The sequence below is a fragment of the Streptomyces sp. NPDC087263 genome (assembly GCF_044744645.1).
In the GTDB taxonomy this organism is placed as follows: domain Bacteria; phylum Actinomycetota; class Actinomycetes; order Streptomycetales; family Streptomycetaceae; genus Streptomyces.
In genome coordinates this window covers 585864-601347 of the sequence record NZ_JBIUYT010000001.1, presented here as the reverse complement: position 1 = coordinate 601347, position 15484 = coordinate 585864, and the positions used below count along the sequence as shown (strand labels likewise).

At 70.0% G+C, this 15484-nt stretch carries 15 protein-coding genes, 1 tRNA gene and 1 pseudogene; 10 read left to right on the top strand and 7 right to left on the bottom strand.

All coding sequences use genetic code 11. From position 1 onward, the window contains the following. Nucleotides 1-82 precede the first annotated feature (82 nt). The 3 genes from ACIPC1_RS02695 (at nt 83) to ACIPC1_RS02685 (ending at nt 2742) form a co-directional block, all read left to right on the top strand. Nucleotides 83-658: a TerD family protein gene (locus tag ACIPC1_RS02695; RefSeq protein ID WP_384385520.1), complete on the top strand. Its 576-nt coding sequence runs from the start codon at nt 83-85 to the stop codon at nt 656-658. A 75-nt stretch (nt 659-733) separates the two neighbouring features. Beyond that, nucleotides 734-1882 (top strand): DUF475 domain-containing protein, encoded by a 1149-nt coding sequence (locus ACIPC1_RS02690; protein ID WP_402512654.1) that lies wholly within the window; start codon nt 734-736, stop codon nt 1880-1882. Between the two features lie 122 nt (nt 1883-2004). Then, nucleotides 2005-2742: a Tellurium resistance gene (locus ACIPC1_RS02685; protein ID WP_402512653.1), complete on the top strand. Its 738-nt coding sequence runs from the start codon at nt 2005-2007 to the stop codon at nt 2740-2742. 62 nt (nt 2743-2804) lie between these two features. Here the strand turns inward: ACIPC1_RS02685 and ACIPC1_RS02680 are convergent, their stop codons facing one another. Further along, nucleotides 2805-3677 carry a TerD family protein gene (locus ACIPC1_RS02680; RefSeq protein WP_402512652.1) on the bottom strand — a complete coding sequence of 291 codons (873 nt, stop codon included), beginning with the start codon at nt 3675-3677 and terminating at the stop codon, nt 2805-2807. A gap of 188 nt (nt 3678-3865) precedes the next feature. Between ACIPC1_RS02680 and ACIPC1_RS02675 the strand changes: the two genes are divergently transcribed. The 3 genes from ACIPC1_RS02675 (at nt 3866) to ACIPC1_RS02665 (ending at nt 8461) form a co-directional block, all read left to right on the top strand. After that, on the top strand, nt 3866-5035 hold the full coding sequence (locus ACIPC1_RS02675; RefSeq protein ID WP_402512650.1) for an HpcH/HpaI aldolase/citrate lyase family protein: 1170 nt from the start codon (nt 3866-3868) through the stop codon (nt 5033-5035). A gap of 82 nt (nt 5036-5117) precedes the next feature. Beyond that, entirely contained in the window at nt 5118-7583 is a 2466-nt protein-coding gene (locus ACIPC1_RS02670; RefSeq protein ID WP_402512649.1) for a phosphoribosyltransferase, read from the top strand. Next, complete coding sequence (locus ACIPC1_RS02665) at nt 7583-8461, top strand: HAD family hydrolase (RefSeq protein ID WP_402512647.1); 879 nt, start codon at nt 7583-7585, stop codon at nt 8459-8461. The genes ACIPC1_RS02670 and ACIPC1_RS02665 overlap by 1 nt, the downstream gene beginning before the upstream one ends. A 144-nt stretch (nt 8462-8605) precedes the next feature. On the opposite strand, the gene ACIPC1_RS02660 is transcribed toward ACIPC1_RS02665, so the two are convergent. From ACIPC1_RS02660 to ACIPC1_RS02645, 4 genes are all read right to left on the bottom strand, one after another. Then, complete coding sequence (locus ACIPC1_RS02660) at nt 8606-8821, bottom strand: zinc ribbon domain-containing protein (RefSeq protein ID WP_384392035.1); 216 nt, start codon at nt 8819-8821, stop codon at nt 8606-8608. A 40-nt stretch (nt 8822-8861) separates the two neighbouring features. After that, on the bottom strand, nt 8862-9446 hold the full coding sequence (locus tag ACIPC1_RS02655) for a DUF4383 domain-containing protein (protein ID WP_402512645.1): 585 nt from the start codon (nt 9444-9446) through the stop codon (nt 8862-8864). A 223-nt stretch (nt 9447-9669) separates the two neighbouring features. Continuing rightward, nucleotides 9670-11106: a hypothetical protein gene (locus ACIPC1_RS02650; protein ID WP_402512643.1), complete on the bottom strand. Its 1437-nt coding sequence runs from the start codon at nt 11104-11106 to the stop codon at nt 9670-9672. Nucleotides 11107-11180: 74 nt separating this feature from the next. After that, nucleotides 11181-12011 carry a DUF4097 family beta strand repeat-containing protein gene (locus tag ACIPC1_RS02645; protein ID WP_402512641.1) on the bottom strand — a complete coding sequence of 277 codons (831 nt, stop codon included), beginning with the start codon at nt 12009-12011 and terminating at the stop codon, nt 11181-11183. A 251-nt stretch (nt 12012-12262) separates the two neighbouring features. Between ACIPC1_RS02645 and ACIPC1_RS02640 the strand changes: the two genes are divergently transcribed. Further along, nucleotides 12263-12334 (top strand) — tRNA-Val (locus ACIPC1_RS02640). A gap of 154 nt (nt 12335-12488) precedes the next feature. Next, entirely contained in the window at nt 12489-13133 is a 645-nt protein-coding gene (locus ACIPC1_RS02635; protein ID WP_402512639.1) for a chloramphenicol phosphotransferase CPT family protein, read from the top strand. A gap of 10 nt (nt 13134-13143) precedes the next feature. Here ACIPC1_RS02635 and ACIPC1_RS02630 read toward each other — a convergent pair whose 3' ends face one another. Then, complete coding sequence (locus ACIPC1_RS02630) at nt 13144-13476, bottom strand: hypothetical protein (RefSeq protein WP_402512638.1); 333 nt, start codon at nt 13474-13476, stop codon at nt 13144-13146. A gap of 583 nt (nt 13477-14059) precedes the next feature. Here ACIPC1_RS02630 and ACIPC1_RS02625 point away from each other — a divergent pair. Continuing rightward, the gene (locus tag ACIPC1_RS02625) at nt 14060-14413 is read left to right on the top strand and encodes a hypothetical protein (protein WP_402512637.1); all 354 of its coding nucleotides are present in this window, start codon (nt 14060-14062) and stop codon (nt 14411-14413) included. A gap of 56 nt (nt 14414-14469) precedes the next feature. On the opposite strand, the pseudogene ACIPC1_RS02620 reads toward ACIPC1_RS02625, so the two are convergent. Continuing rightward, nucleotides 14470-14574: pseudogene (locus ACIPC1_RS02620) on the bottom strand (transposase); the annotation flags it as partial. 86 nt (nt 14575-14660) lie between these two features. Between ACIPC1_RS02620 and ACIPC1_RS02615 the strand changes: the two are divergent. Beyond that, complete coding sequence (locus tag ACIPC1_RS02615) at nt 14661-15422, top strand: maleylpyruvate isomerase family mycothiol-dependent enzyme (protein ID WP_402512636.1); 762 nt, start codon at nt 14661-14663, stop codon at nt 15420-15422. Nucleotides 15423-15484: the final 62 nt, after the last annotated feature.

Sequence of the window (15484 nt, the reverse complement as noted above, 5' to 3'; positions counted from 1 at the left end):
ATCCGTCCGGCGCCGCACACTTCACGTGCGGCGCCGGACGCGCTCGGCAACCCAACGTATGACCTCGGGGAGGACCAGAATCATGGGCGTCACGCTCGCCAAGGGAGGCAATGTCTCCCTCTCGAAGGCCGCACCCAACCTCACACAGGTGTTGATCGGGCTCGGCTGGGACGCACGCTCCACCACCGGAGCCGACTTCGACCTGGACGCCAGCGCACTGCTGTGCAACTCCGGCCGGGTGCTCGGCGACGAGTATTTCGTTTTCTACAACCAGCTCAAGAGCCCGGAGGGCTCGGTGGAGCACACCGGGGACAACCTCACGGGTGAGGGCGAGGGTGACGACGAGTCGATCCTGATCGACCTCTCCAAGGTTCCGGACAATGTGGACAAGATCGTCTTCCCGGTATCCATCCACGACGCCGACAACCGTGGCCAGACCTTCGGCCAGGTCAGCAACGCTTTCATCCGCGTCGTCAACCAGGCCGACGGCCAGGAACTCGCGCGCTACGACCTGTCCGAGGACGCCTCCACGGAAACGGCGATGATCTTCGGCGAGGTTTACCGCTATGGAGCGGAATGGAAGTTCCGCGCAGTGGGACAGGGGTACGCGTCGGGCTTGCGGGGCATCGCTCTAGACTTCGGAGTCAACGTTTCGTAAAGCCGGGTACGGCGGGGGGAAACCCTCTCCGGACTTCGTCCGGGGGTAGCCCCCCAACACACGATGGGGTAACCAGTGGTCCTGAAAACCTTCGGCTGGTCGTTCGCGGTCACCGCGGTCGGCTTGGTCGCGGCGGTGTTGATCGACGGATGGACGGCGTTCGGGATCGTCCTGATCCTTTCCGTTCTCGAAATCTCGCTGTCCTTCGACAACGCGGTGGTCAACGCCGGAATCCTGAAGAAGATGAGCCCGTTCTGGCAAAAGATCTTCCTCACGGTCGGCGTTCTGATCGCCGTCTTCGGAATGCGGCTGGTCTTCCCCGTCGTGATCGTGGCGATCACCGCGTCGCTCAACCCCATCGATGCCGTCGACCTGGCGCTGAATGACGCGGACCGTTACCAGCAGCTGGTCACCGACGCGCACCCGGCGATCGCGGCCTTCGGCGGCATGTTCCTGTTGATGATCTTCCTCGACTTCATTTTCGAGGAGCGTGACATCAAGTGGCTCGGCTGGATCGAGCGCCCGCTGGCCAAGCTCGGCAAGGTCGACATGCTGTCGGTCTGCATCGCCCTGGTCGTCCTGCTCGTCTCCGCGCTGTACTTCGCCTCGCACGCCCACCAGCACGGTGGCATCCACGTCAACAAGGCGGAGACGGTCCTGCTCTCCGGCGTCGGCGGTCTCATCACGTACCTGGTGGTCGGCGGCCTCTCCGGCTTCTTCGAGAACCGGCTGGAGGAGGAAGAGGAGCGCGAGCACGAGGCCGAGGAAGAGGCCAGGCGCGAGGGCAAGCCGGTCTCCGCGGTGACCCTCGCCGGCAAGGCCGCGTTCTTCATGTTCCTCTACCTCGAGGTCCTGGACGCGTCCTTCTCCTTCGACGGTGTCATCGGCGCCTTCGCCGTCACGAACGACATCATCCTGATGGCGCTCGGCCTCGGTATCGGCGCCATGTACGTCCGCTCGCTCACGGTCTACCTGGTCCGCCAGGGCACCCTCGACGACTACGTCTACCTGGAGCACGGCGCGCACTACGCGATCGGCGCCCTCGCGGCGATCCTGCTCGTCACCATCCGTTTCGAGATCAACGAGTTCATCACCGGCCTCACCGGTGTCGTCCTGATCGCCTGGTCCTTCTGGTCCTCCGTGCGCCGCAACAACGCGCTGGCGGCGGCCGAGGGAAAAGGTGAGACCTCGGACGACAAGGCCGAGGTCTCGTCCGGGGTCTGACCCCGGTCCGGGTTCCGGGGTGTGACCCGGGCCCAGGTGAGGAACGCTCTTGTACGGGGCGGCCGTTGAGGACGAGTCCTCGCGGCCGCCCCGCAGGCATACAGAGGGAACGTGGGGGCGGAATGGGCATCTGGCAGGACCTGTGGCGCGGGCGCTCGGCCGACTTCGACTCGGGCAGCGCGGCCACCAACTCCATCGAGCTGACCAAGCGGAACCACACGGTCTCGCTCACCAAGCAGGGCGCGGCCACCGGCAACCTGCGCATCAACCTGTCCTGGCGGATGCGCACCTCCGACATAGGCGGGCCGCAACGCGGCAGCCTGCTGCGCCACCCCTTCCGCACGTTCAAGCCGGAAGTGGTCCAGGCGCACACCCAGAGCATGGTCAACGTCGACCTCGACCTCGGCGTCATGTACGAACTCAAGGACGGCTCCAAGGGCGTCGTCCAGCCGCTGGGCAGCTTCTTCGGCGAACTCAACGGCCCGCCGTACGTCAAACTCAGCGGCGACGACCGCTTCGGCTCGGCGTCCGGCGAGACGATCTACGTCAACCTCGACCACCGCGAAGACATCCAGCGGCTCCTGGTCTTCGTCTACATCTACGACCAGACCCCCGCCTTCGACCGTACGCACGCCATCGTCACGCTCTTCCCGAGCAACGGCCCACGGGTCGAGATCAGCCTCGACGAACGCCATCCGCAGGCCCGTTCCTGCGCCGTCGTGATGATCGAGAACGTCAAGGGCGAACTGATCGTGCGCCGCGAGGTGCGGTTCGTGTACGGATTCCAGGCCGAACTCGACCGGCTGTACGGCTGGGGGCTGCAATGGGGGCGGGGGTACAAGTCCAAGGCCGGCCGCTAGCGAGGGGCGTACGCCGACCGCCGAGCGCCGCCCTTATAAGGCGGATGTCTCCAGGGCGGAGCTCAGCGCCCGATGAACTGCGGCCCCTGCGGCGGCAGTTTGAAGTCCGGGTCAGGCAGCGTGCCGACCGCCTGCGGGAAGCCGTACGCGGGCGCCGCGGCCGGCGCGGTCTGGGGCCCCGGATATCCGTAGGCGGGCTGGCTGGACGGCTGGGGATATCCGTACGAGGGCTGGGCCGGCGCCGCCTGGGGCCCGGGATAGCCGTACGCGGGCTGCTGCGGCACCGGGGCGGGCTGCTCGGGCGGCAGGGGTACGGAGGTCTCGGGGGCGGCGGCGGGCGCGGACCACGCCGGGGCGTGGGGGGCGGGGTCCGTCAGCGGGGCGGCGGCCTCCGTTTCGTCCACCAGGATCCCGTAGTCGCTCGCCAGCCCCTGCAGGCCCTCCGAGTAGCCCTCGCCGAGCGCCCGGAACTTCCAGCCCCCGTCGCGCCGGTACAGTTCGCCACAGATCAGCGCCGTCTCGGTGCCGGTCTCCGGCGTGATGTCGAAGTACGCCAGCGGTTCGGCGTCCGCGAGAGACGCGTCGTACAGCAGGATGCGCAAGCCGCGTACGCGGTCGAAGGTGACGTCCTCGGCCGATGCGACCAGCAGAATCTGTCCGACAGCGGACTCGACACCCGACAGATCCGTCTGGATGGTGTCGGTAAGGCCCTCGGTCCCGCGTTTCTTGCCGAGCAGTCTGACCTTGCCCGAGGGGTGGCGGGGCTGGTTGTAGAAGACGAAGTCCTCGTCGGATCGCACACGACCGTCGTGGCCGAGGAGCAGCGCCGAGGCGTCCACGTCCGGGACACCCTGTCCGGGCGCCCAGCGCAGCACCGCGCGCACCGCTGTGGCCTCCAGCGGGACGTTCGACCCTTTCAGCATCGCGTGCGTCATGCGGTCATCCTGCCCTCTGGGGCCTGGTCAGGACAACGCGGGGGTGAAGATCCCCGGCCTGGATCGGCGAACAGTCGACATGGCTGAGTTACCAGAACTTCATGCCCGGTGGGAACCCTTGACATTGATCTATACGTACTATTACCGGCCACATCAGATCTGGCCGCCTAGCCGCCACGGGGAGATTCATGCGTCATTTCGGTCATATCGCCCCGGAAGAGCGGCAGCGCCTCTTCCACCGGGAGCCGAGCGTCTTCACCGCCGAATCGCCGGCGCACGTGCTCGCGGCCGCCCTGGGAGCCACCCTCTACAGCCCCGCGACCAGGCCGCAGCTGGCCGACGACATCGTCAAGCAGGCCAGGCGCGGCGTGGTCTCCATGGTGCTGTGCCTGGAGGACTCGATCGACGACGCCGAGGTCGTGGGCGCCGAGGAGAACCTGGTCCGCCAGTTCACCGACCTCGCGGAACGGCCGCACCTCTCCGAGCTGCCCCTGCTCTTCGTACGGGTCCGTGAACCCGAGCAGATCCCGGACCTCGTCCAGCGGTTCGGCCCGGCGGTGCGGCTGCTGTCCGGATTCGTCCTGCCGAAGTTCACCGAGGAGCGGGGCGTCCCCTTCCTGGAGGCGCTCACGGCGGCCGAGAACACGAGCGGACGGCGCCTCTTCGCGATGCCGGTCCTCGAATCGCCCGGCCTGCTGCACCTGGAGACCCGCAGGGAGACCCTGGAGGGCATCCACCGCACGGTCACCAAATACCGCGACCGCGTCCTCGCGCTGCGCCTCGGCGTCACCGACTTCTGCTCGGCGTACGGACTGCGCAGGGCGCCCGACATGACCGCGTACGACGTCCAGATCGTCGCCTCCGTGATCGCCGACGTGGTGAACGTGCTCGGGCGGGCGGATGGCACCGGCTTCACGGTGACCGGCCCGGTGTGGGAGTACTTCCGGGTCCAGGAGCGCATGTTCAAGCCGCAGCTGCGCCGCAGCCCCTTCCAGGAGGGTGAGGTCGAGGGACTGCGCCAGACACTCATCGAGCACGATCTGGACGGGCTGCTGCGCGAGATCGCCCTCGACCGCGCCAACGGCCTGCTCGGCAAGACCTGCATCCACCCCTCGCACGTGCCGGCCGTGCACGCGTTGTCCGTGGTCAGCCACGAGGAGTACAGCGACGCGCAGGACATCCTGCGGCCCGAGCGCTGCGGCGGGGGTGTGCTGCGGTCGGCGTACACGAACAAGATGAACGAGGTGAAGCCGCACCGCGCCTGGGCCGAGCGCACCCTTCAGCGCGCCGAGGTCTTCGGCGTCGCCAACGAGGACATCGGCTTCGTGGAACTGCTGGCCGCGGGACTTCCCGACTGAACTTCCCGACTCAGGCCGGACTTCCCGGCTGAGACCTGAGCGGCCCGACCAGCCGTAGTGGCCTATACCGACTAAGGAATTGATGAGCAACGTGGTGTGGACGGGGACCTGGGTCGCCGAGCGGCTCGGCGTCGAGCTGGTCGGGGACGAGAAGCTGAGCGACCTGCTGGGGCTCGCGCTGCGGCGCAACCCCAAGCGGGCGCATCTGCTCGTGTCGAACGTGCTCGGCAAGCATGTGCCGCAGTCGCCGTCCGTGGTGTACGGGTACGGATTCGCGCTCGGCCGGCGCGTGCGGGACCTGCTGGGCGCCGAGGAGTGCCGTGCCGCGGTGGTCCTCGGCTATGCCGAGACGGCCACCGGGCTCGGCCACTGTGTCGCGGACGGCGTGGGCCTCGCGCCCTACCTGCACTCCACCCGCCGACCCGTCCCCGGCGTGACCAGCGCGGGCGGCTTCGAGGAGTCCCACTCGCACGCCACCTCGCATCTGCTCCTCCCCGAGAACCCGGACCTGCTGGCCGGCTCCGGCCCGCTGGTCCTCGTCGACGACGAGTTCTCCACCGGCAACACGGTCCTCAACACCATCCGTGACCTGCACGCCCGCTACCCGCGCGAGCGGTACGTCGTCGTCGCCCTGGTCGACATGCGGTCCGCCGCCGACCTGGGGCGCCTGGACGAGTTCGCCCGGGAGATCGGCGCGCGGGTCGATCTGGTGACCGCGGCATCGGGCACGGTGAACCTTCCCGAAGGGGTGCTGGAGAAGGGGCAGGCACTGGTCGCCGAGCACGAGGCGGCGGCGCTCGCGGCGCCGGCGGGGCCCGCGGCACTCGCGGCGCTTGCTCGCTCCCGTGCCGGGAGAATCACCCGCGTCGAGCTCGGCTGGCCGCGTGGCGTTCCCGACGGCGGACGGCACGGGTTCGCGCCCGGCCAGCGAATACGGCTGGACGGCGCCCTGCCCACGCTGGCCGCGCGGATCGCCGACGCACTGCCCGACGACGCCCGGCGGGTACTCGTACTCGGCTGCGAGGAGTTGATGTACGCGCCGCTGCGACTGGCCCGCGAGCTGGAGCAGGTGGTGGCCGCCGAGGTGCGCTACTCCACGACCACCCGGTCCCCGGTGCTCGCCCTGGACGACCCCGGCTACGCGATACGCAGCCGGCTCGTCTTCCCCGCCCACGACAACCCGGGCGACGGCCCCGGCGAGCGCTACGCCTACAACGTCGCAGGCGCAGGCTTCGACGCCGTCATCGCCGTCGTCGACTCCACCGCCGACACCGCCGAACTGCACGCCGTGGACGGCCTGTTGGCGCAGCTCGCCGCCCACACGCCGAACGTCCTGCTCGCCGTCGTCCCCTCGTACGTCCCCGGGCGCCCGTCCACCGAAAGGCCCTCCATGCTCCCCGAGCCCCTCCGCGGCCCAGCCTTCTCCTCGTACGCACCGGAGGACGTCGGCTGGCTGCTACAGGACCTCTCGGACGTGACGCTGGAGGCGCCGACCGAGGAGCGCGAGGAGGCCATCCAGAGCGGCGGCGCCCACTACGCGGAGTCGCTGCCGGTCGAGTACCAGCCGAACGCCCACTACCAGGAGCTGTTCCACGCGGCGCTCGACACCTCGGCCGCCCGGATCGCCCAGGCCGTCGGCGCGGTCACCGAGCTGGTGCTCGCCGAGCGTTCACCCCGCCCCGTGCTCGTGTCGCTGGCCCGCGCGGGCACCCCGGTAGGCGTCCTGATGCGCCGCTGGGCCCAGTACCGGCACGGCCTCGACCTCCCGCACTACGCCGTCTCCATCGTCCGGGGCCGCGGCATCGACGCCAACGCGCTGCGCTGGCTGGCCGCCCACCACGACCCCGCCGACGTCGTGTTCGTCGACGGCTGGACCGGAAAGGGCGCGATCACCCGCGAACTCGCCGACGCGATAAGGGAGTTCGAGGAGGCCGAAGGAGTCACCGGCTTCGACCCGGAGATCGCGGTGCTCGCCGACCCGGGCTCGTGCGTGCGGACGTACGGCACCCGCGAGGACTTCCTCATCCCCTCCGCCTGCCTCAACTCGACGGTGTCCGGCCTGATTTCGCGCACCGTCCTGCGCTCCGACCTCGTCGGCGAACACGACTTCCACGGTGCGAAGTTCTACCGCGAGCTCGCCGGATCCGACGTCTCCGTCGACTTCCTGGACGCCGTCGCCGCCCGCTTCCCCGACATCACCGACGCGGCCTGCGCCCAGGCCAAGGAGCTGCTCGCCGCCGACCGCACGCCCACCTGGGAGGGCTGGGGGGCCGTCGAGCGGATCAGCGAGGAGTACGGGATCCATGACGTGAACCTCGTCAAGCCGGGCGTCGGCGAGACCACCCGGGTGCTGCTGCGCCGCGTCCCCTGGAAGATCCTGGCCCGCGCCGGAGCGGGCGCCGACCTCGACCACGTACGCCTGCTCGCCGAGCAGCGCGGGGTGCCCGTCGAGGAGGTCGCCGAACTCCCGTACACCTGCGTGGGGTTGATCCACCCGAAGTTCACCCGCGGTGCGACGGGTGCCGACGGCAGGACGGTGACGGTCTGATGCCCGGAGTCTCGAATACTTCCGCGTCGGCCTCGGCGCCTTCGACGGCCTCGCCCAAGGTGCTCGTCGCCAGTGACCTCGACCGCACGCTCATCTACTCCGCCGCCGCCCTCTCGCTGACCATGGCGGACGCGCAGGCGCCCCGGCTGCTCTGCGTCGAGGTGCACGAGAGCAGGCCGCTGTCGTACATGACGGAGACCGCGGCCGCCCTGCTGGCCGAACTCGGCGAGGTGGCGGACTTCGTCCCCACCACGACCCGCACCCGCAAGCAGTACCAGCGCATCAGCCTGCCGGGCCCTGCCCCGAAGTACGCGATCTGCGCCAACGGCGGGCACCTGCTCGTCGACGGCATCTCCGACCCCGACTGGTACGCGCGGGTCACCGCACGGCTGGCCAGCGAGTGCGCCTCCCTCACCGAGGTGCGCGAGCACATGGAGGCCACCGCCGACCCGGCCTGGGTCCGCAAACACCGCGTCGCCGAGGACCTGTTCGCCTATCTCGTCGTCGAGCGCGAACTGCTCCCCGAGGACTGGGTCAAGGAACTCGCCGTCTGGGCCGAGAACCGCGGCTGGACCGTGTCCCTCCAGGGCCGCAAGATCTACGCCGTACCGAAGCCGCTCACCAAGAGCGCGGCGATGTACGAGGTCGCGCGGCGCACGGGAGCGTCCCTGACGCTGGCCGCCGGGGACTCTCTCCTCGACGCCGACCTGCTGCTCGCCGCCGACCGGGGATGGCGCCCGGGGCATGGGGAACTGGCGGAGGCGGGGTGGATGGCGCCTACGGTTACGGCGCTTGCGGAGTTCGGGGTCGCGGCGGGGGAGCGGATACTGCGGGAGCTCTTGGGTGGGTGCGAACACCACGACCCGCGCCCCGTCTAGGGGCGCGGGGAACGGCGCGACAAGACCCCACCGGTCCGCAGCCAAAAGACACTCAAGACAACCCCGCGGGGTCTAGGTCCGGGGTCTGGGGCGGAGCCCCAGGGATGGGACGGGAAGGGGCGGCGGGGGCGAAACACCTGTAGGTCAGCCGCAGCAGCCCCCGCCGCAGCAGCCGCCACCGCCACCGCCCGGGGCGGGTGCCGGCGCGGAGGCCGACCCGCCCACGGCGACCGTCGACAGCAGCTTCACCGTGTCGTCATGGCCGGCGGGGCAGGCCGCGGGGGCGGAGGACTCCGCCATCGGGCGGCTCTTTTCGAACGTGTCGCCGCAGGTCCGGCAGCGGTACTCGTAGCGAGGCATGGGGCACAGGTTAGCTGGCGCCCCGTGCCTCTGCCGAGGGTCACTTGCGTAGCTCGCGCCCGCCCGCCCGCTGGAGGGCGAGTGCGTGGGCCTTGGCCCGCAGACGCTGCTCCTGTTCCTGCCGCTCGGGATGGCGGGCCTTCCAGTACGGGTTGTCGTGAGGCAGGGCCGAGCCGACCCTTCCGTACATCCCGAAGAACATCAGCGTGACGCCCACGACAAAGCTGAACAGCACGTTCTGGATGCGGAAGGCGAGGAAGTTGGCGCCGGTGTCGAGCAGCGCCAGGTTCACGAAGCCGCTGAGGATGAAGAGGACGCCGAGGACCATGTTGAGGGTGGAGGCGAAGTTCCCGCCGATCACCATCCCCGCGAACAGGAGCAGCCCGACGCAGATCGACAGCACGCTGAGCGCGCCGTTGGTGCTCAGCCCCGCGACCTGGTCCCCGCGGGTGTCGAAGAAGCCGACCTTGTCGATGAGCCCCAGGATGCCGAACGCGAGCAGTACGAGGCCCATCAGGCCCGCGCCGATCCGGTAGAAGGTGCTGAGGCGGTGATCGACGGGCAGATGTTCGTCGAAGTCGATGCGCCGCCGCCTGGTTCCCGGGCGAAGTACGTGTGTGGCCATGTCCGCCTCCTCACGCTCACGCATTTAGCGGAGGCCGTACGTATCTTCAGGATCCGCCCGGGACACCGGGATCGCCACCCCCGGGGCTGTACGTGGTGTTGCGGTATGCGGATTTCAGGTCCCGCCGCACCTGGAGCCGTACGTGGTGTTCAGGCCTCGCCGCTCCCGGGGCCGTACGCGGTGTTCAGGCTCCGTCGCCCCGGAGCCGTACCTGCCCCGGTGCTCAGGCCCCGCCGCCCCGCTCCTCGCGGATCTGCGAGACCACCCGCGCCACCGTCTGCCGTACCGCCTCGGTCTCGGTGAGGAAGTGCCAGTAGTCGGGGTGGCGCCCCTCCAGCGAGGTGATGGCGCGCTCCAGGCGGGCCACCGCCTCGTCGAGGGGGCGGGCCTGGCGCGGGTCGGGGGTGTTGCGGCCCGCCATGGCCAGGCGCTGGGCGTCACGGATGGCGAAGCGGGTGCGGTCGATCTCCTGCTGCGGGTCCTTCGCCACGGCGTTCAGCCGCCGCAGCCGGTCGCCCGCCGCCGAGACCGCCTCGTCGGTGTTGTTGAGCAGCGCCCGGACGGTCGACAGCAGAGAGGTCGCGTCCGGCCAGCGCTGCTCGTCACGCGCGGTCCGCGCCTCTTTCAGCTTCAGCTCGGCCTGCCGTACGCTCTCCGCGGCCTGCTCCGGCACATGCTGAAGGTCCTGCCAGCACGCGGCCGAGAACCGCCGCCGCAGCTCGCTCAGCACCGGCTCCACCTGCCCGGATCGCGTGGTCAGTGCCTGCGCGCGGGTCCGCAGCGAGACCAGCCGGTGGTCGATCTCGGCGGCCCGCTCGGGAAGCCGCTCCGCCTCCGTCCGTACCGCCTCGGCCTCCTTCGAGACCCGCTCGGCGCGCTCCAGCGTCTCCGGCACGCCGTGCTGCCCGGCGCCCTGGTTGAGCCTGGTCAGCTCGGGTCCGAGGGCGGCCAGCCGGGCGGCGAGGTCGTCGGCCTTGAGCCCAGACCCCCGTACGCCGTCCAGCGCGTTCGAGGCGGCCAGCAGGGCCTGGCGGGCGCGCTCCACGGACGGGGCGAGCCGGGCGAGCTGCGTCTCGGCCTTGCCGAGCAGCGGCCCGAGCCCCTGCTCGAACCGGTCCAGCTCCGTCTTGACCCGGTCCAGCTCGTCCTTGGCGGCGGTGAGCTCGGTGCGGGCCCGGGTGGCGACCGAGGCCTCCAGCTCGTCCCGGTCGAGATCGTGGGCGTCGACGGCGGTGATGTACTGCTGACTGGCCTCGTCGATGCGCCGCCCCAGCGCCTCGAAGTCGGAGACGGCACGGCGGGCCGCCGGGGAGGCGTCGACGGCCGTGATGGTCTCTATCGAGATCCGCAGATCACGCTGGGCGGTGTCGAGTTCGTAAAAGGCGGCCGCGGCGGCGTCCTTCGCTGCCTGTGCCTCGGCCCGCTGACCCTCGGCGCGCCCGCCGAACCAGCGCCGGGTGCCGCCGCCCGCGAAGGCCGCGGGCAGCGCGAGGGCGACGAGCAGCGGCAGGGCCATGAGGGTCACCGCGTCACGGACGGCGTACGAGATGGTGTGCGGGAAACCGAAGGGGCGGTCCTCCCTGGAGCCCGGAGGGCGACCACCTTCTGCCCGTGCCCATGGCACAGACGCCGTGTACGGCTCTGAAGGTGTCGCCGTCACATCCCTCTCCCGTGTGGTGATACGCCCTGCCCGGTGTCATTCTCCCACCCGTTAAGGACGAACACACGGGCTGGTTAGTTCGCGGTTCGCACCGTGATCTTCCCATCGCCGGTGTGGGCGGACACCACATGCGAACTGGCGTCACTCCGCGGCACCGACACATCCACCGAGCCGTCGCCGCTCTCCGTCGTCACCCGGTACGTCTCCTGCGGCAGCGCGATGGTGACGGAACCGTCCGCGGTGCGGGACTCCACGAGGTCCGGTACGGCGTCGAGTTCGAGCCGTACGGAGCCGTCCTGGGTGCGCGCCTGGACGCGCCGCGAGTCGACGCCGCTCGCGTGGATCGAGCCGTCGGCGGTACGCAGCTCCAGCGGCCCGGAGGAGTCCTTCACCCGTACGGATCCGTCCGACGTACGGATGCTCAGCGCGTCCTTGAACCCCTGCGCGTTCACGCTTCCGTCCGCGTCCTTCACGGTGACGGCGACGCCGCGCGGCACCACGATCCGGTGCCTGGCCGAGCAGTCGGCGACCACACCCGAGCACTTCATCCGCAGCACCAGCCGGTCGCCATCCATCTTCCAGGTCACCTTCGGGTCCGCGCCGACGACGACGCTGCCCTGGAACCAGCGGGTGACCTCGACCTTGTCGGCCTCGTCCGAGTCCGCCACGACGAGGTCGAGCGCGGAGTCGTCGGAGTCGACGGTGAGCGTGCGGCCGTTCAGGGCGAAGGACCGGTGCTCGGGTTCCTTGTCGTCCCCGGCACTGGCGCCGCATCCCGCGGCGAGCAGCGCCACGACGGCCATGGCGCCGGTGACGGCGACCGCGCGGGTACGCGTCGAGCGAGTATGCGTACGTGCTGTGCGGGTACGGGTACGTGCGGTCCGATTACGTACTGTGCGAGCCATGAAGGTCTCCCCCTGAGAAGTACCGCGACGTGCGCCGGGCCTCTCGGGCACCTGCTCTTCCGACGCTCTTCGAACGTACGGATCCGCGGGCGGCGGGGGGATCCGGGTGACTCCCGGGTCTGAGGTGGGGCAAACCCCCGAACCGGTCGCGGGCCGCTCCCGGGCCTGTCCCGTGCTGGTCACCGAACCCGGCCCCCGGATACGCGTTTGCAGGGCATCCCCCCGGGCAATGTAGGCTGTCGACTCGTCCTGGGCGCGTAGCTCAGTGGTAGAGCGCCGCCCTTACAAGGCGGATGTCGGCGGTTCGAAACCGTCCGCGCCCACCGGGATAAAGCGATGAGGGCCCAGGCCAGGAGAACCTTCCCTGAGCCCTGGGCCTTCTCGTTTCCCGCACTCGCTACGGTGTTGGACAGCCCCAGCACGACCTGACCCGCCCGGTTCGCGATCATGGCTGTACGGCGGAAGGGAGGGCGACACATGGCGACCGAGGCGGCTCAAGGGATCGCGGATCCGGAGAGCGCGCGTATCCCCGAGACCGTGGCCGGGGGCACCGTCATTCTGCTCAACGGCACGTCCAGTTCGGGGAAGAGCAGCATCGCCCGGGAACTCCTCGACGTGCTCGACGGGACGTGGTTCCACATGCCGGTGGACGCCTTTCATGCGATGCGTGGCGGTGGTGAGATCGCCGACGACGATCTTCAGGCGGAGATCGACCGCACGGCCAAGGGATTCCACCGTGCCGTCGCGGGTATGGCGGCCGGTGGCAACAATCTCGTCGTCGATCATCCGCTGAGCCGTCGTTGGCGGCTGCTGGACCTTCTCGGTCTGCTCGTGCCCGAGGACACGGTGCTGGTCGGGGTCAGGTGCCCGCTGCCCGAGCTGGAGCGCCGGGAGAACGAGCGCGGGGACCGGCAGCGGGGGCTGGCCGCCATGCAGTACGGCGAGGTCCATTCCCACCAACTGCACGATCTCGACGTCGACAGCAGTCTTCTCAACCCGCGGGAGTGCGCTCTTCGGGTACGGGACCTCCTGGCGGACCGCCCTCGCCCCACCGCCTTCGAGACGCTCCGGCGGACGCTGCGTACACCTCAGGCTCTTCGGACCTCGCCGAAGGCCGGCTGAGCCGGCGCGTTCACGCCGGGTCCTCGTGGGCGTGCTTGAGGCTCGCGCGGGCATGGACCGTTTCCTCGGGGGTGACCTCCGACCAGAAGCGGTGGCAGGTCACGAACACGGCGAGCTCGCGCTCTCGCCGACGGAGCTTTTCGACCTCGGCCTGTTCGTCGGCGGTCCAGCCGGGGGAGGCGGGGCGTTCCACCTTGCGCCAGCCGTTGGCGTCGCTGAAACCGTCCAGCGGTTCGACCGACCAGGGGAGTCGCTTCAGCAGGGCCAGTAGCTCGGCCCGGACCTGATGCAGCTCCTCCTGGCCGGCCAGGAGGTCACTCGGAAAGTCATAGGTCGCAGCCACGCGGCAATGGTACGCCTGTTCGATTTTGGGATGCGAGTTCCTTCCGGGACTTCACGCGAACGGGTGGGGCGTGATCTCTCGCAGCGAGGTTGGGCATTGTCGGCGAAGTCCGGTGACCGCTGGGTTTTCATGTCTGGGTACGCGACACCCGGGCGGGAGGATGGATCACCGTCCCGTGGACCCGGTTGGGCACCGTGTCCGCCCCGTTCGCCGATTTCACCTGGCGCCGTGCACGGTCGCTGCCGGCCGCGCGGGGAGCGGATACCACCGACGAGGGCGCCATCGCCGCGGCGGCCGAGGACCTGCTGACCCGGGCCGGGGCAGGACTGGACCGGCGGATCGCCGTGCGCACCCGGGCCGCGTCCGCACTTCCCGGCCGCCCGTCGGCAGGGGACCTATCCCGAAGTCGTTATTCTCACCGGCCTGTTCGCCTCACCGCACTGGCGACACCACCCCCAGTTGCCGACCGAGGCGGCACAACGCTTCGGCATCGCTTCCCACCAACTCCCGTCGAGCCCGGCTCGGAAGCCGGGACCGAGTAGTTGGCCACCGAGCATCACAGTCGGTCAGTAGGCTCGTGTCCATGGGTGCGTTCCTACCGTTCCTGATCTTCTTCGGCGGCCTCGCCGCTGTCCTGGGCTTCTTTGCGTGGCTGGCCGCGCGTATGCGTCGTCGGGGCCTTGCGGGCGGGGCCATGAGCGCCGCCCTGGCCTCCTACGAAGAGGCGTTCCGCATCACCGCTCACGAATCTCACGTGGAGATCCGAGCCCAGGCAGAACGCAGGGCGCCGATCCTGTCGCCGGACGATCACTGGGGGCGCAGCCCTGGCGAAGCCGGCCAGGTCGGCGCAGAGGACCGTCGACCACGTCAGGTGCGCCGCCGCCGCTCACGTCGGGGCCTTGGCCGCTGGGTCGATCGCCTGAGGTCTGGTCGCTGATCATCGTGCTGCACGCGCCGAAGGAGCTGCACGCGCCGAAGGAGATGGCCGGCGGGCTGGTGCAGCCGGTCCCACACTCCGGCCTCGTGCCAGTCCCGTAGTCGGCGCCGGCACGTCATCCCGGACCCGAAGCCGAGCCCCTGCGGCAGCCACTCCCACTGGCTTTCTATGAGGTGCTCCAACTCCCGCAGCTGACGGCCTGGAAAACGGTGTGCGGTCGGCTGAGCCGGGGTGATAGGTAAGCGATGTGACAGAGAGTCTTGAGTTTTCCGCCCTGCTGCAACTGATCGACGAGCGGTCGGCCGCGTTCCGGAGTGCGGTTGCCGCCGCGCCCAGCCTGGACGCGCCGGTGCCGTCCTGCCCCGAGTGGACGTTGTTCGATCTGGTGCGGCACCTGGGTACGGGCCAGCGCTGGTGGGCCGCGATCGTCGCCGCGGGCCCGGCTGAGGCTCCGCCGGGCAAGGATGCCGCGGGGGTACCGTGCGAGCTCGAGGCGCTGCTGGCCTGGTACGCCGAGTCGAACGAGCTGCTGCTGAGTGCGCTGCGCGAGGCCGGCCCGGAGCGCGAGTGCTGGGCGTGGTGGGGCGCCGGCGTGTCGCCGGCGAATGCCTGGGGCGTTGCCCGGCGCCGGGTGCACGAGGTGCTGGTGCACACCTACGACGCCCAGCTCGCCGCAGGCGCCGTGCGGCCGATGCCGGCGGACGTCGCGATCGACGGCGTGGCCGAGTTCCTCGACACCTGCAACTCCACCCCGGCGCCCTGGCCGCACGAGGCCGCCACCATCCACTACCACGCCACCAAGGGCCGCTCCTGGCTCCTCGCGTTGGACGGCACCGGCGCCTGGCCCGCACCCCTCACCGACGACGCCGCGCCCCCCTCCGCTTCGGCCACGGGCACGGCGGAGCAGCTGCTCCTCTTCGTCTGGGGCCGCCTCACGCTGAGGGACCTGAAGATCGAGGGCGACCAGCAGGTGTTCGAGCATCTGATCGCCTGGGAGCCCGAGGAGTAGCCAGTCAATACCGCCGGGACGGTCTTGACGACGTCCGCCTCGGTGAACATCGCGAACAGCTC